General features: G+C 64.9%; 17 protein-coding genes, 1 tRNA gene and 1 pseudogene. 10 read left to right on the top strand and 9 right to left on the bottom strand.

From position 1 onward, the window contains the following. Positions 1–113: 113 nt before the first annotated feature. From ACGFIF_RS42070 to ACGFIF_RS42060, 3 genes are all read right to left on the bottom strand, one after another. On the bottom strand, positions 114–1,301 hold the full coding sequence (locus ACGFIF_RS42070; RefSeq protein ID WP_393163114.1) for a hypothetical protein: 1,188 nt from the start codon (positions 1,299–1,301) through the stop codon (positions 114–116). Continuing rightward, on the bottom strand, positions 1,298–1,891 hold the full coding sequence (locus tag ACGFIF_RS42065; protein WP_393163112.1) for a hypothetical protein: 594 nt from the start codon (positions 1,889–1,891) through the stop codon (positions 1,298–1,300). The genes ACGFIF_RS42070 and ACGFIF_RS42065 overlap by 4 nt, the downstream gene beginning before the upstream one ends. Positions 1,892–1,975: 84 nt before the next feature. Next, positions 1,976–2,530: a hypothetical protein gene (locus ACGFIF_RS42060; RefSeq protein ID WP_393163110.1), complete on the bottom strand. Its 555-nt coding sequence runs from the start codon at positions 2,528–2,530 to the stop codon at positions 1,976–1,978. Positions 2,531–2,640: 110 nt separating this feature from the next. On the opposite strand from ACGFIF_RS42060, the gene ACGFIF_RS42055 reads away from it, so the two are divergent. Then, positions 2,641–2,716 (top strand) — tRNA-Arg (locus ACGFIF_RS42055). A gap of 135 nt (positions 2,717–2,851) precedes the next feature. After that, entirely contained in the window at positions 2,852–4,468 is a 1,617-nt protein-coding gene (locus ACGFIF_RS42050) for a tyrosine-type recombinase/integrase (RefSeq protein ID WP_393163108.1), read from the top strand. Positions 4,469–4,983: 515 nt separating this feature from the next. Here ACGFIF_RS42050 and ACGFIF_RS42045 read toward each other — a convergent pair. Next, complete coding sequence (locus ACGFIF_RS42045) at positions 4,984–5,184, bottom strand: hypothetical protein (protein WP_393163217.1); 201 nt, start codon at positions 5,182–5,184, stop codon at positions 4,984–4,986. On the opposite strand from ACGFIF_RS42045, the pseudogene ACGFIF_RS42040 reads away from it, so the two are divergent. Together ACGFIF_RS42040 and ACGFIF_RS42035 are read left to right on the top strand one after the other, a co-directional pair. Further along, a pseudogene (locus ACGFIF_RS42040) lies at positions 5,095–5,337 on the top strand (ATP-binding protein); the annotation flags it as partial. The gene ACGFIF_RS42045 and the pseudogene ACGFIF_RS42040 sit on opposite strands and share 90 nt — an antisense overlap. Before the next feature lie 33 nt (positions 5,338–5,370). Continuing rightward, positions 5,371–6,963, top strand: a complete 1,593-nt coding sequence (locus ACGFIF_RS42035; protein WP_393163215.1) for a hypothetical protein — start codon at positions 5,371–5,373, stop codon at positions 6,961–6,963. 1,252 nt (positions 6,964–8,215) lie between these two features. Here the strand turns inward: ACGFIF_RS42035 and ACGFIF_RS42030 are convergent. The 5 genes from ACGFIF_RS42030 to ACGFIF_RS42010 form a co-directional block, all read right to left on the bottom strand. Further along, positions 8,216–9,460 (bottom strand): hypothetical protein, encoded by a 1,245-nt coding sequence (locus ACGFIF_RS42030; RefSeq protein ID WP_393163106.1) that lies wholly within the window; start codon positions 9,458–9,460, stop codon positions 8,216–8,218. A gap of 884 nt (positions 9,461–10,344) precedes the next feature. Beyond that, on the bottom strand, positions 10,345–11,589 hold the full coding sequence (locus ACGFIF_RS42025) for an IPT/TIG domain-containing protein (RefSeq protein ID WP_393163104.1): 1,245 nt from the start codon (positions 11,587–11,589) through the stop codon (positions 10,345–10,347). Positions 11,590–12,036: 447 nt separating this feature from the next. Continuing rightward, a complete protein-coding gene (locus ACGFIF_RS42020; RefSeq protein ID WP_393163102.1) occupies positions 12,037–12,900 on the bottom strand; it encodes a hypothetical protein in 864 nt (287 codons plus the stop codon). Next, the gene (locus ACGFIF_RS42015) at positions 12,901–14,190 is read right to left on the bottom strand and encodes a hypothetical protein (protein ID WP_393163100.1); all 1,290 of its coding nucleotides are present in this window, start codon (positions 14,188–14,190) and stop codon (positions 12,901–12,903) included. It abuts the gene before it with no gap. Between the two features lie 139 nt (positions 14,191–14,329). Further along, entirely contained in the window at positions 14,330–14,680 is a 351-nt protein-coding gene (locus ACGFIF_RS42010; protein ID WP_393163098.1) for a GntR family transcriptional regulator, read from the bottom strand. Between the two features lie 117 nt (positions 14,681–14,797). On the opposite strand from ACGFIF_RS42010, the gene ACGFIF_RS42005 reads away from it, so the two are divergent. The 6 genes from ACGFIF_RS42005 (at position 14,798) to ACGFIF_RS41980 (ending at position 20,860) form a co-directional block, all read left to right on the top strand. Further along, positions 14,798–15,043: a helix-turn-helix domain-containing protein gene (locus ACGFIF_RS42005; RefSeq protein WP_393163096.1), complete on the top strand. Its 246-nt coding sequence runs from the start codon at positions 14,798–14,800 to the stop codon at positions 15,041–15,043. A gap of 178 nt (positions 15,044–15,221) precedes the next feature. Then, entirely contained in the window at positions 15,222–15,734 is a 513-nt protein-coding gene (locus ACGFIF_RS42000; protein WP_393163094.1) for a Pycsar system effector family protein, read from the top strand. After that, a complete protein-coding gene (locus ACGFIF_RS41995; protein WP_393163092.1) occupies positions 15,734–17,980 on the top strand; it encodes a type IV secretory system conjugative DNA transfer family protein in 2,247 nt (748 codons plus the stop codon). The genes ACGFIF_RS42000 and ACGFIF_RS41995 overlap by 1 nt, the downstream gene beginning before the upstream one ends. After that, positions 17,980–18,681 carry an RRQRL motif-containing zinc-binding protein gene (locus ACGFIF_RS41990; RefSeq protein ID WP_393163090.1) on the top strand — a complete coding sequence of 234 codons (702 nt, stop codon included), beginning with the start codon at positions 17,980–17,982 and terminating at the stop codon, positions 18,679–18,681. Before ACGFIF_RS41995 ends, ACGFIF_RS41990 begins: the two co-directional genes overlap by 1 nt. Continuing rightward, the gene (locus ACGFIF_RS41985; protein WP_393163088.1) at positions 18,681–19,433 is read left to right on the top strand and encodes a hypothetical protein; all 753 of its coding nucleotides are present in this window, start codon (positions 18,681–18,683) and stop codon (positions 19,431–19,433) included. Before ACGFIF_RS41990 ends, ACGFIF_RS41985 begins: the two co-directional genes overlap by 1 nt. Beyond that, a complete protein-coding gene (locus ACGFIF_RS41980; protein WP_393163086.1) occupies positions 19,430–20,860 on the top strand; it encodes a DUF2637 domain-containing protein in 1,431 nt (476 codons plus the stop codon). The genes ACGFIF_RS41985 and ACGFIF_RS41980 overlap by 4 nt, the downstream gene beginning before the upstream one ends. Positions 20,861–21,103 lie beyond the last annotated feature (243 nt).

The following is a 21,103-nucleotide window of genomic DNA, read 5'->3' as shown; positions in this document are numbered from 1 at the left end:
CATGTGAGCCCGCTCACAAAGTCTTGGCGACAATCGCTTTCCGGCGAACCTTGTGAAAACGAGAACGGCCCGCGCTGGTCGCGCGGGCCGTTCGTGAAAGATTTTGCGGCGGATCAGCTGGTCTGCCGCCAGATGTCGTTGACCACACGCTGGACGTCCTGCTCCTCGCCGGTTGCACCGGTTCCCACGACGCCGACCAGCCACCAGCGGCCGGCGCTCAGGAAAGCGTGCGACATCGTCAGCGTGTACGACCGCGTCTTCTGCTCGGACTTCTGTTCGGCGACCCAGGTCCGCGCGTCCTTCGCGGTGGTGGGCGCGGGCGCGTTGAACCCCTTCGACCAGTCCGCGTCGAACGCAACGCGATCGGCCAGACAGCCGGCCAGGTCCTGGCAAGGGTGGAGCGCGATCCGTGCCTCGAGCGTGCCCTTGGGCTGGCCCGGGTCCGTCCTGGTCACGACCCGGCTGTAGATCGCCGAGCTGGACTCGCCGAGCGAGCTGACCTCCGGCGGCCGCGGCCAACCGAACGGGAACGGGAGCCCGGCGAACACGATCGGCTGGACGTCCGCACCGGCCGCGTAGGCGGCGCCGATCACTCCCGGGGATCCGGTCGGCTGCTTGTACTGCGCGGTCGTGACGCGCTCGACACCGGGCAGCAGGGCCGGCGACAGGAACGGGCTCGGGCTGACCGCGGCCGGTACTGCTTCGACCGGCTCGTCCTTGACCGTGCTGCCGATCGCGGAGCCGATCGAGTACGTGATGGAGAAGGCGACGAGCACGCCGAGGACGGATGCCAGGTAGATCCAGCCGCCGATCTTGTGCCGGTACTCCCTGGCGAACTCCACCTTGGACTGCGGCTTCGGCTGGTGTGGGTCTGTTTGTGGTTGGTCTGCGTACGTCGGGAACTGGGTGTCTCCGTTCGGCGGCACAGCGCCGTACTGGCTGAGCTGGGACCGGACCGTCTGCAGGGCTTCGGCGTCGTTGCCGATGATGCCGTCGAGCGGGTCGATCAGCCGCTCGGCGCCGGACTGCCCCGGGATCAGTTGGGTGATCGCGTACGGGCGGTCGGAGCTGAAGTTCGCCGCCCACAGCGGTGTCTCCTCCTGCCCGGGCTCGAGTGCCGCGCCACGGCCGGCCTTGACGAGGCGGTCGCGCACCACCGCGTCGCGCGAACCGGCGTCGCTCAGCACCAGCGCGACGACCTCCATGCCGGTGAAGCTGCGGCCGCGCCAGAGGTCCGCGAGCGGATGCGTCAGCAGTTGCCGGTCGAACTGGTACCCGGGGATCTGCGGGATGCTGTTCACTTCGTCTCCCAGATCGCACGATCCGCCAGCACCAGGGCCGCCTGCTCAGCAGCCTTCTGCTCGATCGGGCTGGCCGTGTACACCACGTGGACGACGATGTCCCCGCGCCGTACCAACGCGTTGATCGCCCAGGACTCACCGCCGAGCCCTCGGGAGGTCCGGCCGAGCTTGGTCGGGTACGGGCGATCGGGAACGGTCTCCAGCGGGCTCCGCTCCCAGGTCCACTTCGCGTTCTGCGCCGGGCTGAGTGGCACCTTGCCGGCCCCGATGTCGCGTCCGCCGTACGGCGTGACCGTCAGCTTCACCGCCGCGCTGCTGAAGGTGCGCCGCTGCGATCCGGACTGAGACGTGCAGGTGACCGTCGACGTCCCGACCTGGTCGAGCGTGACCGGCTCCTTCGACGCCTTCGATGCTGGGGGCAACAGACTGGCCACGTCACCGATCCGGTCGCAGACACCGTCCGACAACTTCCGGGCCGGCAGGATGTCCTCCGGCTGCACCGGATCGCCGAGTGCGTACCCGATCCCGGCCCCCGCGACCGCGGCCACTCCGCACGCGATCGCCGTACCCCGAACCAGTCGACTCGCCATGTCCGCGACCTTAGTCACGCAGAGGTCCTCCCTTACCGGTCAACGACGCGGCTTGGACGGACCTCCGGGGTGGCCGGTTCCGCGCTAGTCCAAGAGAGTCTTCACCGAGCCGCCGGACTCGGTCAGCTTGGTGCCGAGACCCTTCAGCGCGTCGCCGACGGTCGACAGGATCCCGGACAGATCCTGCAGGTTGCCGGCCAGGCTCTCGATCTCCGTCGCGACCCCGCCGATCTGCCCGCTGCCGTCGTTCAGCTTCTTCGCAGCCGCGTCGCCGATCCCCGGGATCATGTCCAGCTCACCGGCCAGCCCGGACAGCATCCCGGAAGCCTCCTTCAGCCGGTCCTTGGCCGCGTGCATGGTGCTCGCACTCCTGGTCAGCGCCTTCCGCGCCCCACCCTCGCCGTCGTCCCCGACCAGCGCCCCAGCCGCCTTCGCCGCCTGCTCCCCGGCCTCGGCCAGCCCCGTCCCGATCGTCTTCAGCAACTCCGGCAACTTCCCGATGAACCCCGCCGCATCGTCCGGCAGCCCCCGCACCAACGTGAGCACCTTCTCGAAGTCGTCCGAGTTCGCCATCACGAACCCGACGGCCTTCTTCACGTCCCCCAGATCCCGCCCACCCAGCAAATCCTCGATACCCATGCCCCGGATCGTAGGGCCGCCCCACCCCGCCGTACGGGCGCCGCACCGCTCCCCCGGAGCCGATTGGCCTCCACCCACCTCCCCCATGTATCGTTACTCGACGTTGTCCAGCGCTCGTAGCTCAACGGATAGAGCATCTGACTACGGATCAGAAGGTTGGGGGTTCGAATCCCTCCGAGCGCGCCACCCAAGCCCAGGCAGAAAGTCCTTCTGACCTGGGCTTTCTTCTTGCCCTGACCGCCTCATTGTCTGTCGCAACGCACGTCATCTCCGGTCCTGGGCATGACTGTGGGCATGAACTCGTCTCGTACGATTCGGTACGTGGCTACGAACAGTGCCCGCAAACAGCGGGGCAACATCGAGGAACGCGGCGGCGCATACAGGGTGCGGGTCTATGCCGGCGTCGATCCTGTCACCAAGAAGACCGTGTACCTCAGGGAGACCATCGCCGCCGGCCCGGACGCCAAGCGGAAGGCTGAGAAGGCGCTCACCAGGCTTCAGAACCAGGTTGACGAGAGGCGCGCGCCACGGACCTCCGCAACCGTCAACCAGCTGCTCGACCGCTACTTTGAAGTCGGACTCGACGTCGCCCCCGGAACGCGACGGGACTACGCCAGCAAGGCGAGCAAGCACATCCGCCCGATTCTGGGATCGACGCCGATCGCACGGATCCAGGCCGACACACTTGAGTCGCTTTACGCTGACCTCCGTCGCTGCCGTGACCACTGCAACGGCCGGGACTATATTCAGCACCGCACGGAGCACCCGCATGTCTGCGATGAGCACGGGGCGGCCGGGCCGTGCGAACCGTTCAATCCCTCGTGCCGCAGGTGCGGGCGTATGTGCAAGCCACACCAGTGCAAGCCTTACAAAGCGTCCGGGATTCGCGGGGTCCACTGGATTCTGAGCGGCGCCTTCGATGCTGCGGTGCGGTGGGGCTGGCTCGGCGTCAACCCTGCAGACGTGGCCAGGAAGCCGGCCATGCCGACAGCGAAGCCCGGACCACCAAACGCCCAGGAGGCCGCCCAGCTCGTAACCGAGGCGTGGGTACGAGGGCCGGACTGGGGTGTGTTCGTCTGGACCGCGATGACCACGGGTGCACGCCGTGGCGAGCTCTGCGCGCTCCATTGGTACCACCTCGAGCTCGACAACAGCGTCGTCGTCATCGAGCGGGCGATCGGAAAAGGCGAGAACGGCGAGTGGGTCGAGAAGGACACCAAGACCCACCAGCACCGAAGGATCGTGCTCGACGAGGAGACCACGGGAATTCTCCGCGAACATCGAGCCCTAGTTGAGGCCCAAGCCGAGGAGCTCGGCGTCAGGATGGACGACAGGGGCTACGTCTTCTCCCTCGCGCCGGATCACAGCACATTCCTAGACCCGAGCACGACTACCCACCGATTCGAGCGGATGGCTCGCCGGCTCGGTATCGGCAGCACGCTTCACAAGCTCAGGCACTACTCCGCTACGGAATTGCTGAACGCTGGCGTGAACATCAGGGCCGTGGCGGGCCGGCTTGGGCACGGCGGTGGTGGAGCTACAACACTCCGCGTTTACGCTGCTTGGCTGGCTGAGGCGGATCAACGAGCCGCGCCGGCCCTCGCCGGTCGAATGCCTGCTCGCCCGGCCGGAAGTCTCGCTAGCGGCGCGGCCGACCGAGCCAGCTCCGCCGAGTCCGAAGAAGGGTCGACCCCGCGCGGCCCGTACATTCAGATCGCTCGCGATCTGCGCGGAGCCATTAGGTGCGGGGCGCTGGCGGTGGGTGACGTTCTCCCGCCCGTCAAGGATCTTGCGCACAGATATGGCGTAGCCGTCAGTACCGCACATCGTGCTATCGCCCTGCTGGCGGACGAGGGGCTCATTCGGGCGTCGCGAGGGCGACGACCCGTTGTCCTACAGCAGGAGGGCCGAGCGTCCAGCGTCAAGCTTCGGGAGTAACCGAGAGAGTCCGGCGATACTCCTCGGGCCTCACTAGACATCACCAGTTCGGTGGTTTCGACTCCCGTTTGTTTCCACGCTGTTCCCGGTGGATTGGTCCGTCCGACCGGCATCTATGGAGAGCTACGCCGCTGCGCCCGTCGCAATCCAAGGGCGCCAAGTAGTTGCCGTGCGCAGGCATTCTCCGGATCCGGATGCTTGGAGCTGTCCGGGCAGAACATCACCGCAGCCACGCGTACCTCCATCGACAACGCGGCTAAAGGCGCAAGCGCTGGCGCCAACGCCACACGGGCGAGTTGCCCGGCCGCGACGTCGGTGGCCTTCCCCTGCAGTGTTCCCTATCCGCAGCTTTGCACTCGTCACGGACGAGGTCCTCGACGGTGCCGAAATGTCGGCCAGTTGATCCAACATTTCGGCCGTCTCTGCGAGCATCTGACACAACCGATGCTTGCGTCGCACCCGCCGGCCGCGAGGATTCTTGGCGACTAGCTAGAGACAAGGCTGCGCGGGTCGCGTTAGTCTTTACCATGCCTGATCTCATGCTCGAAGCAAGCAATGATCTGGTCCAGCGACTTGCGAGAGAGTCTGACGCCGTTCGAGCGATTGTCGAATTGGTTTGGAATTCGATTGATGCCGAGGCGACGAAGGTGACAGTCGATCTTGAGCGGGGTGACGCCGGCGCGATCACCTCTGTCGTCGTCGACGATGACGGACACGGAATCACTGTTGAGGAAGTTCAAAGTGCATTCGGGCGAATCGGGGATTCCTGGAAGAGAGGAACGCGACGCTCGAAGAATGATAAGCGGGGAGTGCACGGAAGCTCCGGGCAAGGCCGACTCCGCGCTTTCGCCCTTGGTAGTAGAGTTCGTTGGCGAAGCACATCGGTAGGGGTCCCAGGATCCATGCAGACATTGACAATCGATGGGACTCGTGGGCAACGGAATGTATTTCATTGGGATCTCGTCACGCCAGCAGACGATCGCCCCGGAACAACCTTCCGTGCTTTCAATGACGATCAGCGCTCTCTTGCTGCGCTTGAGCCAGATCGAGCGCTCTCGCATATTTCGTCGAGCTTTGCGCCCATGCTCCTGAACGAGCCAGACGTTGAGATCTCTTATGCGGGTATCGCGATAGATCCAGCGTCGGAGATTCGTGATGACGCCGTAATGTCCACAACGGTTCAGTCTCCGGAAGGGGACCTGGAAGTCGTCGTCCGTGTAATTGAATGGCGGTCGGGAGCTCACCGCCGACTCTACTTCGGTGGCGATGACCAACACTTCACGTTCGAATTAGACGGCTCAGACCTGGAGAGTCAGTTCACATTCTCCGCGTACATAACCTGCCCTGCGCTCCAAGACCAGGCCGAAGCTATTCAGGTTGCAGGGTTGGCGCCTGAGCCCATAAATGAGATTTGGGCGAGCACGAGACGCCTTTTGCGGCAGCACTTCGCCTTGAGGAGGAGGCAGCGACGGCGGGAGCAAATTCTCCGCTGGCAGGAGAAGGGAATCTATCCGTACCGCGGAGACCCGACCTCGGAGGCTGAGGTGGCAGAGCGCGCGGTATTCGACGTTGTCTCCGGCACCTTAAGTCCGCATATCGCTAAGAACCGGACGGATGCGCAGTTGACTCTCGCGCTTCTTCGGGATGTTGTCCGCCATGATCCGGAGAAGCTGACTGCGATTCTGCACGAACTAGTAGCCCTCAGTGGCGAGGATAGGGACATGCTTCTGGGCCTTCTCAATGAAACGTCGTTACCAGCGATTATCAAATCGGCCAGCTCGGTTTCTGATCGAAGTAAGTTCCTCGCGGCTCTGGAACACATGATATTCCATCCGACAGACTCGAAGGTCTTGAACGAGCGGGATCACCTCCACAAGATTCTGGAGAAAGAGCTATGGGTCTTCGGCGAGGAATATCAGATGATGAGCAGCGAGCGCGGGCTGACGGAGGTCCTGCGGACCCATTTAAGGCTGGGTGGGCTGCCTGAAGGTGATGCACGGGCGGTGCGTAGATGGGATGGTAAGACTGGCCGGGTGGATCTGCATTTGGCCACGATTAGACGAGAGTACGATCGAACTCGGCATCTTATTGTCGAACTCAAGGCCCCAAGTGTTGTGGTGGGTCGCAAGGAACTTGACCAAGTCGAGGATTATTGCAACGTATTAGTAGACAACCCGCAGTTCCATAGCGACTCTGCCGAATGGGACCTTATTCTCGTCTGCACTGAGATGCAACCGATCGCTCGGCATCGTATTCATTCTGACGGCCTCGCGACTGGAAAATTCTGGGCCCAGGCGGAAAGGCCGGCCGGTACGCCAAAAGTAACGGCGCATGTTCGGCGATGGCGGGATCTGATCGATGAAAATCGTCGCAGATTGGAGTTCTTCACCTCCGCGCTGACGCTGGACTCGTCGCTGGGCGAGGGCATGGCATATGTGCGAGAGCGGTATGCGGAATTACTTCCCCCGCAGATGTTGGAAGAAGACTCAGCCTAATACTACAGACGCAGATCGTGATCGCGTTCCTGTCGTGCTTGGGAGTGACGACCTCTGGCTCGGTGCTGGTGGCGTCGGCGGAATTGGCTCCATCGGGCGATGTGGAGTTGGTTGTGGGCGGGTCGGGTCAGTTGTGCGTGGAGGTGCCGGATTTCGTTGCAGGCCGGGGGAATCGCCGCTGTTAGTGATGGATGGTGGCGTTGGGTGTGGTGCGGGGTTCAGGCGTGGCCGCTGGTCTGGCGTGGGCGGCGGTGACGGCGAGGAAGGCGTGGGCGAGGATGGCCCACGGTGGTCCAGCGGTGCCAGGAGGTCCAGGTGCGGACCTGGTGTTCGTCCAGGCCGGCGCAGCCTTTGCCGGCCTGGACGTTCTCCTCGACTCGCCAGCGGGTTCCGGCCACCCGCACCAGCGTTGCGAGCGGCACGGCGGTGGTGGCGTGGCAGAGGAAACTAGAACGGAGCGACCCGTACCACCGCTGGCGTCCAGCACAAGTGGACGGGCGCCCTCAGCCAGTGGACGGATTTCGAGATGTAGCTGCTTGACGAGAACCGGGCAGCTCTCGTGGCTGGAGCACCCCACATCCGGCCGCACAGTCAATGCCTAGAACCCTGCGCAGACCGATCCAGCTCTGCGTGCACTACCCGACGACGTGAGCATCGTCGGGTACCTGTTCGGAATCACCGATGGCTCATGACTCGCGACCTGGTGCGGTGGCATGTCGCAACCGACCAGACTATGACCACGACGGGCAGCTCGACCCCACCTCGGCGACTGCTACATGCAGGTTGACTGACGGACTACCAACCTCGGCCAGACCAACCCGCTGCTACGGGTCAACAGCCGTAACGCAGTCGCAGGTCTCGTAGGTAGCCCCGACGGCCTCAAGGGGAGTCCGAGCGATCGCAATCGTGGTCTTCACACGAGCGATACGTCCTGCGACGGGGACACCTTCCATCCGACTGTTGGCACCTTCGCTGCGGAGGACGTCCACAGTTTCGGGCAGTGCTCGGTCGAGCCGAATACTTTCACCTGGCAAGATAACCTTCTGAGCAACAAGCCTCGGCTCGGAACTAAGAACGCGGACTCTGCCGACGAACGGGACCCACCGTGGATCGAAGTGGAAGCGCAACTCTCGAGATACTTCGTCATAATGCGTGGACACGAGCTCGACGCACGCATGGACTACCACGTCCTCCATATTGAGAAGCTCGATGTGGAGCACTCCTGCCTTGGCGTGACACCGCAACTGAGCCTTCATGTTGCGACCCTCAGCCGGTCGACAAGTTCTGTCGCGAGACTCCTGCCCGATTCGGACGGACACGACCGAGCCCAACCCAAAGCTTCATCTACGAATCGCTGGACGGACGGATCGCCGCCGACGCCGTTTGGAAGGCAGTGCAATAGATCCTTCCCTAATTCGCTATATAGGAGTCGAATCGGCTCGAGTACAGCCCATCGAAACAACGGGAACCCGCCGAAGCCGCCTGGTTCTTGCGCCAGACAAAACTGGACGGCATCGACGCTCTGGCCCGTCAGCAACGTGGGGGCGCGACCATCGCTCCCGTACGACTGTGCCAACAGCATTTGTATAGCGTGCCGGTCAGGAATCATAGTTGCCGAGATGGCTTCTCGAAGGGCCGGCATCGCCAACCGACTCTGAGGATCTTCGGCCAATAGGTATAGCACGTGCCAAAAGGCCAGATATGGTTTGATCAACACTTCACGCACGACCTCTAGGTGGGCCGGTACGGTCATGAGCAACCTAGCCAGCCGCGTTCCTATGGCATAGTATTCAGGATAAAATTCGAGCAGAAGCCCGGCGAAGCGCGGCTCCCGTGAAGCCCATTTATTGCGCTCATCTCGGAGGTTGCCGACGGCAGCCTCGTAGCCGCTCCCGAAGCACGCCTTGACGACGAAACACGAAGCGCCTCCGTCAACTACGTCTTTTCCACCGCACTTATCGGGCTTACCGCAGCCCCCGGGAATATTCCACGAGTCGAGTGCGCGAAGTTCGAGGCGATTGGCCGCCCTGAGTAGATTCTCCTGGCCAATAGCCGCCCGCTCCTCAGACGCACCCGGCAGACTCTGGTTCGTAATATGCCGAAAAGCATGAATAAGCTCATGATACAGGGCGACAGCCGGCAGCACACAAATTTTGTCGCCCGCGTCGTCGTACGTGTAGCTGCCCTGATGGGCACAAGCGTCGGCGTCATACAAAATCGAGATGTCACCGTTGGAATAGAGCACGGTGCTTTGTACACGCGCTGCGCCTCGAAAAGTCGCGAGACCCGCCACCATCACGTTGACGTTCTCCTTGTCGACAATGGCCTTGATCACGCTCGAGAATAAACTAGGTTTGTCTATGCGCTCATACACGACCTTGTCGACCAGCAATTCAGTGCTGGATCCCAACTGCATGTCCCCGCCGGTGATCCACCAAAGGTCACCAAAGACGCGGTCGGGGCTAAGCGGCGTATTACTCTGGAGATCAGTCTTCAAAACAAAGAGCATGTGCGGACGCCCCCACGTTCGATTTGAGCTCCCTCAAGCTGTGCGACGCCTGAGTCGGTGCTGGACGAGATCCGTCACCCTCTCCGCCGGTGCGGTGGGCGTAGTTGGTGCCTGCCTCCCGCCTCCAGGCCGATTGGGTGGGCGCGGTCTGCGTCGCAGGTCGCATCACACCCGTCAACCTCCTGCCCTTAGGCCAGGTCCAAATTCAGGACTGGCGGCGAGGGGCAGGGCTGGTAGACGCAGCTCGCGTCCTTCTTAGGCCTCACTGTCTCATTCCACAGTTCACAGGTATTTCGAGATACCTTTTCGAGAGCGCAGATAAGTGTGTCATTCTGGCGAGTAAGATGCTGTTGAATCTGTAGCCCCTTCTCCTGGTGCCTGGCGAGCGCGATGATCGACGCGTTCAGTGTGGCAAAGCCGCTGTCAAGCGTGCTTGCAAGGGCCTCGATGCTCGCTCGCACGGACTGAACCGCAGCCGTTGTAGTGCCTTCATCGGTATGCAGTGTGTCGAGTCTCGGGTTGACTCCGGCGACGTGGCCACCTAGAGAGGTCAAACCTTCGAGCGTCGCTTGGCTAGTCGCGACGATCGAGGAGGCGTCTGAATGTAGGCGGTCCAGCCTCTCATTAACGCCTACGAGTTGATTAAATACGTCTTCAACACTTGGCATTCGCCTACTCCTTCATCTGAGGTTCTTGTTGGTGCTGGCAGAATTGCTGTCCAGTGGCGAGATTCGAAGACGCAACATCTAGCGAGGATGCCGGCGCAGCTGAACGTGTGGCCGGCAGCCACGTTGGGCATCCTGCAGAGAACCGGTCTCGGCCAGTCGCGCGACGAGAGTTTCGCAATTGTGCGGCACCAACGTTTCCGACGACTAGGGTGCAGGCAGGTCTACGATCGTGACGGGGTATTGTGCAGTTTCAACTCCTGCGCGAGTCACAACGCTCACGGCGGAGGTGCCGGCTGTCATACCAGCGGGCGCCTTGAACACTAGGCGGGTACCCGTCGTGTCAAGCTCCTGCTCATTAGCCGTACCGCCGATCTTAACCGTCACAAGGTTGTCGATAGCTCCCGGAGCCACAAAATTCTGCCCCCAGACCGTGACGGTAGTTCCTACCGCAATGGTGCCAGGAGCTACGGACGTGATAACCGGCTTATTGTCTTGCAGCCCCTTGTTCAAAACGTACGCACCGGCGGCGGCCCCGGTCAAGCCGAGGAGGATCGCAGGAACCTCGGGCAAGACACCGTTTTGTATGAACCGAGTGGCAACATAGAGCCAGGCAATAAGATTAAACACCAGATATTGAACGTCGATGATATCTACATCACCATTGTCGGCCGTGGCCACCTCCCCAACCTTTGGAGTCCCCGTAGACGTCGTCTTCTGTTGTTCTCCGTTGGAAACTTTTGTCGCCACGATTCCACTCGCGACAACGGCGGAGGTGGCGGGCAATCCGATGAGGATCAGGTAAGCATCCCAAGAGCTTCCCACTATGCAGTTCCGTGGCGCGAGATCGCCTACGGCGCATTGGAAATGTGCGCTCTCGGAGAGAAGACTTGTCGCCCCGATAAATGCTAATGCAAAGGCGACCAGGAGGGTCCATAGCAGCAGTTGTGTTCTTGAGGTTGAAGTGCGGCGGTCAGTGCCGACAAATAGGCTGAAGAAGCCTCGATCGGTTCGGTAGAATTTGACGAGGCCGGAGTAGACGGCACCCGCGAATACCAGAGTAGCGATGGCAAGTGCGACTGCCCAGTTTCGAACATCATCTGGCGTGGCCGTTGATCGCGCGCCTGGCTTCGAGGCGACCACAGCCAAGATCGTTAAGACGAGAATGACGACCCCAACTATGATGAATGTCCAACCCTTTGCGGCTGAACCGGAATACAGACCCCTGCCCGCGATTAGGTCAACCGATTCAACGTCCTTGCCGCCATTTACCGAGGTGTAGCGACCTAGATCATTGACAGTGGCATTCTTAATGTTGAGGTCACCTTTTGGTTTATTATCCTTGCCAAAACGCCACGTGTTGTTGGCATCACTGCTGCGCAGTGTAACGTTGGATTGCCCATCGACGGCAATCTGCTTGCCCTCGGCATCGCTTACCAAAACGGTAATCATGCGCTCTCCCCCTTGCCCGCGCGTTGCCAAGTTCGTCAGCCGCCCCGGTTGCAACTTGGCGGCAGCGTCGTCATCACCCGTCCCGCTTCTGTAACAGTCACTCGGCTCTGGCTTCGAGTCAAGATGTGGCAGGCATATGCGAGCGGGCTCCGGACGGACCTAGTAGTCCAGCCGAGGTTCGAGCGACGCCCAGGCCCGATAGATCGCTACTCAAGCGCTTCGTTGACCTACCGGCCGAGCCATTGATTGCGATCCTCTGAAGTTGAGATACACCGGTTGCGTCGGATCTCGTAAGATTGCTCGTCGGTGGCGATCGTGCTAGATGGGCTAGTTCTAAGCTGGTCCCAAAGACCGACTACATCGTCGGTGCCGCGCGACGACAGCGATCGATGAGACGGATCATCCACCCACTAGATGGGGTGGATGAGCGCCGACGTACGACTTGAGCTAGGTCGCTTGCCACATCAGTTCGTGCATTGATGGCCGTTGCCGGGCCGCGCTCCAGGCGCGTTGGTGCCAGGTAGCTACGGTCGCATCATCGTGTCGTTTCGTACGTGGGTGAGATGCGCCATCCGGGTCCGCTGATTCGATCTCCCGGACGTGCGCAATCAGACCGCGTGGCCCGAGCTTGTCGAGTAGCTCCAAGTACTCAGGCCAGCTGTACAGCCCCATTTGATCCACTGGCCGCGTCGCGCCATCGGAGAAGATCGCACGACGACGTACGTCAGAGCTCGCGTAACTGTTGACCATTGCATGGCACGCCGCCTCGGGATCGGCGGCAGCCACCCACCATCCGTCGTCGCGATTGCGGGTCCGGGTCTGGCTACCGACCAGGGCAGACAATGCGGCCTTGTGCTCAGGGGTGTTGAACAACAGACCAGCAACAGCATCCGGCTCGGTCCCTGAGATCTCCTCGATACGTAGATCGCAGGTGATCTGCGGGCCTTCGCTGTTCTCGACCATTACGGTCACATCCGAGAGCGCGAGCGTATCGACGGTGTCGGCGCCGATTCGAAGAATGCCGACCGCGGCGCACGGCGTACCCGGATCCTCGAGGTCGCAAGTCGCGGCATGGGATGCTGCCACCGCCGCGAGCGCCTCGTACAGTCCATCCCTAAGTGGAAGGTCTGGCCGCCCGGCGAGGGCGCTCAACGTGCGGGCGCCAAGTTGCTGCGCGTACCACGCGACGCCGTGGTGGCAACCACCCATAGGAACGCCCGCGCCATCCACAACGATGGCAAGATCCGGGGTTGCTACGACGAAGTCCTCGTTCGGGCGTCCTGGCGCTGCGTCTGTGGCAAGTGAGAACACCTAGTTACCGCCAATCTCTGGTTCGACCGCAGCGAGCATGGCACAGAACCGCTCAACTTCGGGAATGTGGGACCACCTGGCCAGACCGTTTGGCAGCGTGCCACGGAGGTCCATCAGCGTGCGGGTTGAGCCTGTAGCGATGGCGATGCTGTACGCCTCCTCGGCGGCAACCGTCGAGGCTTCAGGTTGCTCGGCGAGGATGTGTGCGCGGGCAAGTGAGCCGAGATACTGGCCCCGATCCCGGTGATAGTCCGGGGGAAGGCTGCTGAGGACATCTGTGAACGCTGCCACCGCATCACCGGCCCGTCCCAATTCTAAAGCGCACTTGGCGCGCGCGATCTTCACGTAAAGCGCGGGTTCGCAGTATCGATCTGCAGTCGGATCGCCGTCAATGATCTCTCCGTCGTACCGTTCCAACAGTCCGGCCGCGGTATCAAAGACGCGGTCGACCTCTCCGCCGGCACCGGCAATCGCGTGACCATGTGCCTCGGTCACGGCAGCGATGATTCGAATCCGGCCCGTCTCCGCCGACTCGAAGCGTTGGGCTGCCTGCGCGAACCGAACTGCGTAGGCTCCGTTCCTGGCCGTCAATGCGCCCGCTGCTCGGCGCATTAGTACGAACGATGTCATGCGCTCGTCCATGCCGGCCTGAGCCCATTCCAACGCGCGCGTTGCCCAAGTGGCGGCTCCACGAAGATCACCGGCGTCGTGGTGGAGCCAGCCCGTAAACTCGGCGTAGCCGGAACCGACGCGAAGAAGTTGGTCGAGCACCGCGCCCGTTGCCTTCTCCTGCATCTGCTCAATCATGCTGACGTACGACTTCATCAGCGGCATCAGTTCACGTGGGCCGAGCAGATTGTCAGCCGAGTACTGGCTTCGGAGATTCTGTTCGAGCCGGGCCAGTGTCTCACTGGTGGGAATTGATAAAACGCCGCGGCTGCCATTCAGCGGGACGCTCAAGTCTGATATGCGCCTTTGTTCGGCGGCGGATAGGCCACCGCTCGTCAGTCGGGCATCGTTCGTTGCACCAGCGGCTGCGGCTCCCGCTCTGCCGAGTTCCTCAAGCAACAGTGCAAATCGCGCCTGCTGATCCGGGTTTGCAGTACTCAGGATGTGGTCCAGGTCCCGTTGGCTGACCATGCTCGGTATCACATCGGGCTGATGTTCCCACTTTGCAACTCCACGAGGTGATCCGCCGATGCGGGCCGCGAGCTCGTCAACCGTCAGCCGGAGCGCGACTCGGAGCGCGCTTGCCTTCGCCCCGTTCCAGCTTGTGACAACCGTGACCATCGGCCTCCCCAGTCATGCCGTGCAGTCGAGTGCGGTTCAGTGCGGCTGAGTACAGGTTACGTTCATGGTCACACCGGTCACCATCAGTATTCACTGGTTCCCATGAACTCACGAGCCGCCGCTAGTCCTACTGACCTCTCTAGGTCGCGTCGTCGGCGTCCATACCTAGGCGTTGCTCGACAGCGGCGAGTCTGCGCTTTAGGTCCTCAACGGTCTCTCGGAGTCCACTCGCGTCAGTGTCCGCAGGGCGACCATCCGGCGACGCCGCGACAAACACGCCGCGGCCCTGCTGGCTATGCACGAGCCCTTCGGCCCGCAATTGATCAACGGCCTTCTGGGCAGTCATCACAGCGACTCCCCACTCCTTGGCGAGGTCGCGCCCGGACGGAAGCTTCGTACCGGCCGCGAGATCGCCGGACTGGATTGCGTGACGTATGCCGTCAGCTATCTGGACGTAGGACGGCCGGGGGTCGTTGATCTTCACCTGCATGCCTCCACCGTAGCCGACCTAGATATCTAGGTCAGCCCCCTGCGAACTGTTGTATACCTATGTGGCCTAGGCTAGTCTAGGTGACATAGGCCAATTCTTGATAAGGAGAGATACGGAATGAGTGACGTCAGCTCCGATGAGAAGTCGCGGAAGTTCCTCAGCATCACCGAAGCGGCCGAGATTCTCGGCCTGTCCAGGATGACGCTCTACCGCGTAATCGCGGCGGGTGAGTTCCCAACTGTGCGCGTGGGTCGGCGGCTCTTCGTGCCGGGGCAAGCGCTGGACGACCTGGTGGCGGCCGCAATCGCCTGCGGCGGAGTCGTGGATGCCGCCGAATGGCGACGGACAGAAGTCGCCGGATGAGCCCGCGGTCGACCGCAGGGCGCAGACAAATCGCAGACCGGCCCCGCACGGGCGCCAACCAGAACAGGGCCGGTTCTCCCATCACTCAGCAACGAGTTCGAGAGGTCTACAGCATGACTTACGCAAAGCAGCCTGGCACGGAGTGGGTGCCGGTCGAGGTGTTCGGCGGGGGTGCGCGATGAGCGAGCGGATCGTGCTTGACCTGGCGTGGCGGATGCATGATTCGGCGGCAGCGGCGATCGACAAGGCGGACACGAAGGCCGGTTTCGCGGCGACGGTGGAGACCGCGCTCGCGGCGGTGGTGCTGACGCTGGTGTCGCAGTCGCAGGGTGCGCCGGTGGCCGCGCGGGTGTTGTTCGGGCTGTCGCTGAGCGCTTTGGCGGTGGCGTTGGGTTCGGCGCTGTTGGTGGTGGTGCCGCGACTGCACCGACCGGCGGATGAGTTGGTGCCGGGTGAGTTTCTGTACTTCGGGGCGGTGCGGCGTCGATCGGTCGCGGAGCTGGTCGACCGCCACATCGACCCTGCGACCTACGAGCGGGTCGCTTTCCCGGTGGTGGCGGTGACGCACCAGGCCAAGCGGCTGGCTGACATCGCCTGGGCCAAGCACCGCTGGTTGCGGGTGTCGTTCGCTGCGGCCGTGGCCGGTGCGGTGTTCACCGTTGCCGGTGTGCTGATCGAGGGTGCGCGATGATGCGGCGGCCGACCAAGACCGAGGGCGTGATGGTGCCCCGGTTCACGGGAGCGATGGTGTTGGTGGCGGCTGCTGGTGTCGGAGCGGTCGCGTGGGACCGGACCCCGGCGCTGACCGAGGCCGGGTACTGGGCCGCAGCGACCGGCCTGGTTGGTCTGGCGTCCGCGGGGCTGTTGTTTTGGCGGCTGATGCACGGCACGCTGATCGCCGCACCGCTGTGGGTGCTGCTGGCCGGCGCCGCCGGCGTTCGGCTGCACGCGCCGGGCGACGTGGCCGGATGGGTTATCGCGGCCGGTGTGCTGCTGCTGGTATCGCTGGGCCTGGTGGCGGTGAACCGCCCGGTTGGCGGTGGCCTGGCACTCGCGGCGTGGCTCACCTACGCCGGACTCGTGCTGCGAGCACTGCCGGAGTCGGTGGCAGCGTCGGCGCACTGGTGGCAGCTGCTGGTCGCGGCGGTTGCCGCGGTGCTGGTGACGGCGGGGTTCACGCTGCGGTCGCGGTCCAGCTCCCGCGGGCTGCTGCGGCGCTTGGGCCGGGCCGGTCGGGTGACTGACGGGTTGGCGTCGGGGTGGGACGTGCGGCGGGTGTCGTCGGCGCGGATGCTGCGCAAGAAAGCGAAGATCGTGCGGCCCTCGCTGGCCGAGGTCCCGGCATGGAAGCGGCGGTACGTGCCGCTCACCGAGATCGGCGCGACCGTCGCGACGGTCGGCTGGGTCAAGGTCCGCTCGGCCGCGGAGGACCACACGCTGACCGTGGCCGGGCCGCGGGCGGGCAAGACCGGCCTGATGATGAACCACCTGCTCGACGCCCCCGGCGCGGTGATCGCCACCAGCACGAAGACCGACATCCTCGACGTCACCCGCAAACAGCGGGCCAAGCAGGGCACGGTGTGGGTGTTCGACCCCGACGGCCTGACCGACGAGGGGTCCACGGTCACGTTCGACCCGCTGGTGGGCTGCACCGACCCGGGCGCGGTGATGGACCGCGCTTCGGACCTGCTCGACGGGGTCGGCGCCAAGAGCGACGACGCCGAGCACTGGCTGAACCTGGCCCGGCAGGCACTGACAGCGCTGATGCACGCCGCCGCGCTCGGCGGCTACACGATGACCGATGTCCAGCGCTGGATCGCGCACCCCGACGCCGCCGCGCAGTCGGATGCGCTGTACGAGCTGCGAGCCGCGAACGCGACCGGGTTCGAGCAGCAGGCGATGCAGTTCTTCACCAACAACGAGCGCACCCGCTCGAGTATCTCCACCACGATCATGCCCGCGCTGTCGTGGTTGTCGGTGCCGAGCGCGGCCGCGGCGGCGGCGCCGGGTGGGGTGCCGTTCGATGTGGAGCGGCTGCTGGCCGAGACCGGCACCGTGTACCTGCTGGGCGCGGACGACAAGAAGACCGCGCCGCTGGTCACCGCGCTGACCGCGCACATCGCCCGCCAGGCCAGGGCACTGGCTGTCAAGACGCCGGGGCGCCGGTTGGACCCGCAGCTGACGATGGTGCTCGACGAGGCCGCGCTGATCTGCCTGATCCCGCTGGACAAGTGGACCGGTGACTTCGGGTCGCGCGGGATCACGCTGCACATCTCGGCGCAGTCGCGGGCGCAGCTGCGCGACCGGTTCGGCGAGGCTGCGACCGGTGCGCTGCTGACCAACGTGACGACGAAGGTCGTGCTGGCCGGGACCAGCGACGACGACGACCTTCAGTTCTGGTCGACGCTGTGCGGCGAACGGCTGGAGCAGGTCGCGACCCGCGACCGGACCACCGGCGGGGTGTCGATCAGTGACCGCCGCGTCCCGGTGTTGACTCCGGGGCAGATCGCGCAGCTGCGGGCCGGTCAGGCGCTGATCATCACCCGCGGCATGCCGCCCGCGATCGGGCGGGTCAAGATGGCCTGGAATCGCCGCGACCTGCGCCTGGAGCGGTTTCAGAGCCGCCGCAGTGTGCAGTGGGCCGGCCGCCAGCTCGCGGCGATCGAGAACCGGGCCGGTGCCCGGCTGCTCATCGACACCGCGTGGCTGCGCGACCAGCTCCTCGCCGGGTTCGACCGGGTCACCGCCGCCCGCAGCCGCCTCCTCGACGGCGCCTTGACGTGGCTGGAGGCCAATGACCCGGCGCGCGAGCTGGTCGCCCGGTTGCGGCTGGCCGGTGCGATGCGCAAGGCCCGCGCCGCGCTCGCCGCCCGCGACACCAGCCCCGCCGGTACGCCGGAGCTCGTCGGCGCCGACGACACCGACGGAGACCGGTGATGACCGGCCACCCCAGCGGCGACCGGGGCGTGGAGTGGGTGCAGTTGTGGGACGGCCGACGCTGGCCGGGCCGGGTCCGCAACGGCCTGCCGGAGTTCCGGTTCGGGCAGGCGCCGTCGGGGCTGTCCACCCGGCGTCAGCTTCGCGACCGAGGCCTGTCGCGAGGCGGTCAGGAGCCGTTCGCCCGGTTGACGTGGAAGCGTGAGAAGCGGTTCGCGTGGCTGTACGTGGACGCCAAGGCCACGGCGAAGCGAACACCGAGCGACAAGCAGCTCGCCGCCGTCAACAAGGCGCTGGCCGCGCGGAAGGTCTGCGCCGAGTGCGGCCCGGTCGACCACTACGTCCGCACCACCGACCAGCTGTGCGGTGACTGCCACACCGCCGGCGTCGCACCCACCGCGGGCGGCACCGCCGGGTGGCGCACCGTCCAGGCCTGGCAAGACGGAGCAACCGACGACGACGCCGACGAGACCGGCGACGAGACGACCGAGCACGACGAGGCCACTGCGGCCTCGGACCGTGCCGCCGCGGCACTGGCCCGAACCGAGGCCCGGCTGGATACCGACGGCAAGACGGCCCACGACGCTCAACGCGACGAGCAGCTCGCCCGCTGGCACACCGACGACCAAGCCGAGCGCCTCGCCGCAGAACGGGCCGACAGCAACTACCAGCCGGCGTGGGACGAGAGGGGAGTGGCGTGATGCAGTACGACGACGAGAAAGACCCCGGCACCGCCGCGCTCGCGGCGGTCGCCGGACTGGCCCGGGCGGTCGAGAAGCTGAGCCGGGACGTGGCCGCGATGAAGACCGGCCTGCAGCAGACCGCCAGCAAGACCGCGGTGGCCCGGTTGAACGACACGGTGGCCTCGCTGGGCAACACGGTCGAGTCGTTCGAGGACCTGCTGACCCGGCTCGCCGCCAAGAACAATGGCCGGGCCAAGTCCGCGGACTCGAGCGGCCCGGAGCCGGTGCGGTCGTGGCTGCGGCTGCCCGAGCACGACGAGGCCGCGGTCCAGGCGGTGCTGAGCGAGCTGCTGCCGTGGATGGAGAGCACCTACCTGCGGTACGCGCCTGGTCGGGAATCACTGCCGCCGTGCTGGCTGTGGCACCCCGAGATCGTGGAGGAGTTGCTGTGGCTGATGGACGCCTGGACCGCCGCCTACGACAGCGACGAGGCGTCGAACAAGCTCGTCGGTGACTGGCACGACCGGCAGCGCCCGGGCGTGACCCGCCGGATCGGCGAGTACGCCCCGGGCTGCGATGTGCTCCAGCACCGCGACGCCGCCGAGCTGCGCGCCGTGGCCGTGCCGCTCGCGGCCGACGCCGACCCGTTCGTGACCTGGTGGACCACCGGGCGCGACACCAACGGTCCGGCGCCGACACCTGAGCAGATCAAGGCCGGTCGCCGTGGCGGCCTGGCCGCCGTGCCCAACACTTCCGGAGTCCAGCGATGACCACCCAGTCCATTACCCAGTTGCTGGATCTGAACGAGCTGCTCGACGCGGTGACCTGGCCGACGATCGCCGCCGGCGCCGCCGGACTGCTGATCCTGACCGCAACGACCGCCCTGCTGGTGTGGGCGGCCCGGCGGGCGAGCCGCGCCGTCACCGCCGCGATCGAGGCTAGGCGGCTCACGACCCGGCGGGTGCTGATCACGGTCGCGATCGTGGCCGCGCTCGGCGTCGCCGGGATCGGTGGCGCCCGCTCGTTCAACGCCGTGTCGGACAAGTTCGACAGCCCGCTGGTCCCGATGGTGGCAGACGGCATGATCGTCGCCTGCACCGCGCTACGCCTGGCCGCCTTGACGCGTGGCTGGCGGATCCCGGGCGCACTGATCACCACGTATCTGTTCATCGGCGGCACTGTGTGGCTGAACATCGACACCGCGCACGGGATCGCCGACGCCGTGGCCCACGCGCTCGCGCCGCTCGCGTACGCGGTGCTGGTCGAGATGCTCGCCCACCTGCTGCGCCTACACATGAAGCTCGCGCAGCCCGCGAAGCCGCGACTGTCGGCACTGACCTGGCTGACCTCCCCGGTGATCACCACCCGCGTGTGGCTGCACCTGTCCCGGACCGGGGGCGACGACCCGGCCGCCGCCCGGGCGCTGGTCCAGCAAGTCGTGCGGATGGCCTCGCGGCTGGCGACCCTGTGCCCGAGCCGCAAGCTGTGGCCGCTGGACGCGGCCCGCGCCGCGCGCACGGCGTGCCTACAGACGATCCGCGACGGGCTGCTGTCGGCCAGCGACCTGGCCGGCCTCCTGCCCGCCGGCGGGCGCTTGACACCGGGCGAACTGCTCGCTCTGATCGACACCGCCGCCCTCGGCCTGACCGCTCCCGGCGAGCCGGTCGAGGCGACGCCCCGCGACAGCGGCCCTGTCGGCCAGGTCGGTGCACCGCTGTGGTTGTTCGCCTACCTGCTCGGTGCACTCCGCACCGAATCCACCGGTGCACCAGTGCGGCCCTCGACCCGCACTGCACCGCCCGCACCAGTGCACCAGGACACCCACAACAGTGCAGCCGCACCAGTGCACGCCCACCAGCACACCACCACCCGCGCCGAACCGACGGCGGCTCATGCCAGTGACGACCGCACCGACGACGAACTGCTAGCCGCGGTGCGCCACCACTCGGCCGCCGAACACGACGGTGGCCCGATGAGCCAGCGCGCGATCCGCCGCGTCACCGGCGTCGGCACCCCGCGCGCCAAGCGCCTCGCCGAGTTGGCCGGATGGGCCGAGCCCACCGAGGACAGCGCGGCACCCGTGCCTCAGGTACTTGGACAGCTCCAGCTCGTCGCCGAGCCCGGTGAAAACCCCACCGAGAACACCAACGACACCAACAGCAGCAGCAGCGAACTCGAAACGAGCAGCCACCGATGAACAGCCCACAGAACATCCGATCAGACGCCAATCACCAAGACAGCAACGCACCCGAACAGACCAAGACCCAACCGACGATTCAGCAGCACCAAGCAGACAGCAGCAAGACCAAAGAAGTCAGATCACACCTATGCATCACGATCAAGTGGAGCCGTCACTCCGCTTCGCGTCGTCGGCAGCGCCCGTGCTTCGCCCTGCGCGACAGCGCCGGGCATCGCCCGGCCCGAGTCGCCGGAGGTGCCT

It is taken from the genome of Kribbella sp. NPDC049174, from assembly GCF_043197365.1.
Lineage (GTDB): Bacteria > Actinomycetota > Actinomycetes > Propionibacteriales > Kribbellaceae > Kribbella.
This window is presented reverse-complemented; position numbering and strand designations above follow the sequence as displayed.

Bases quoted from the DNA above. Each gene is read 5' to 3' on its own strand.
- ACGFIF_RS42005 (WP_393163096.1), top strand. From the start codon at position 14,798: ATGAGTGACGTCAGCTCCGATGAGAAGTCGCGGAAGTTCCTCAGCATC.
- ACGFIF_RS42025 (WP_393163104.1), bottom strand. From the start codon at position 11,589: ATGATTACCGTTTTGGTAAGCGATGCCGAGGGCAAGCAGATTGCCGTC.
- ACGFIF_RS41980 (WP_393163086.1), top strand. From the start codon at position 19,430: ATGACCACCCAGTCCATTACCCAGTTGCTGGATCTGAACGAGCTGCTC.
- ACGFIF_RS42000 (WP_393163094.1), top strand. From the start codon at position 15,222: ATGAGCGAGCGGATCGTGCTTGACCTGGCGTGGCGGATGCATGATTCG.
- ACGFIF_RS41990 (WP_393163090.1), top strand. From the start codon at position 17,980: ATGACCGGCCACCCCAGCGGCGACCGGGGCGTGGAGTGGGTGCAGTTG.
- ACGFIF_RS42010 (WP_393163098.1), bottom strand. From the start codon at position 14,680: ATGCAGGTGAAGATCAACGACCCCCGGCCGTCCTACGTCCAGATAGCT.
- ACGFIF_RS42060 (WP_393163110.1), bottom strand. From the start codon at position 2,530: ATGGGTATCGAGGATTTGCTGGGTGGGCGGGATCTGGGGGACGTGAAG.
- ACGFIF_RS41985 (WP_393163088.1), top strand. From the start codon at position 18,681: ATGCAGTACGACGACGAGAAAGACCCCGGCACCGCCGCGCTCGCGGCG.
- ACGFIF_RS42015 (WP_393163100.1), bottom strand. From the start codon at position 14,190: ATGGTCACGGTTGTCACAAGCTGGAACGGGGCGAAGGCAAGCGCGCTC.
- ACGFIF_RS41995 (WP_393163092.1), top strand. From the start codon at position 15,734: ATGCGGCGGCCGACCAAGACCGAGGGCGTGATGGTGCCCCGGTTCACG.
- ACGFIF_RS42065 (WP_393163112.1), bottom strand. From the start codon at position 1,891: ATGGCGAGTCGACTGGTTCGGGGTACGGCGATCGCGTGCGGAGTGGCC.
- ACGFIF_RS42035 (WP_393163215.1), top strand. From the start codon at position 5,371: ATGCAGACATTGACAATCGATGGGACTCGTGGGCAACGGAATGTATTT.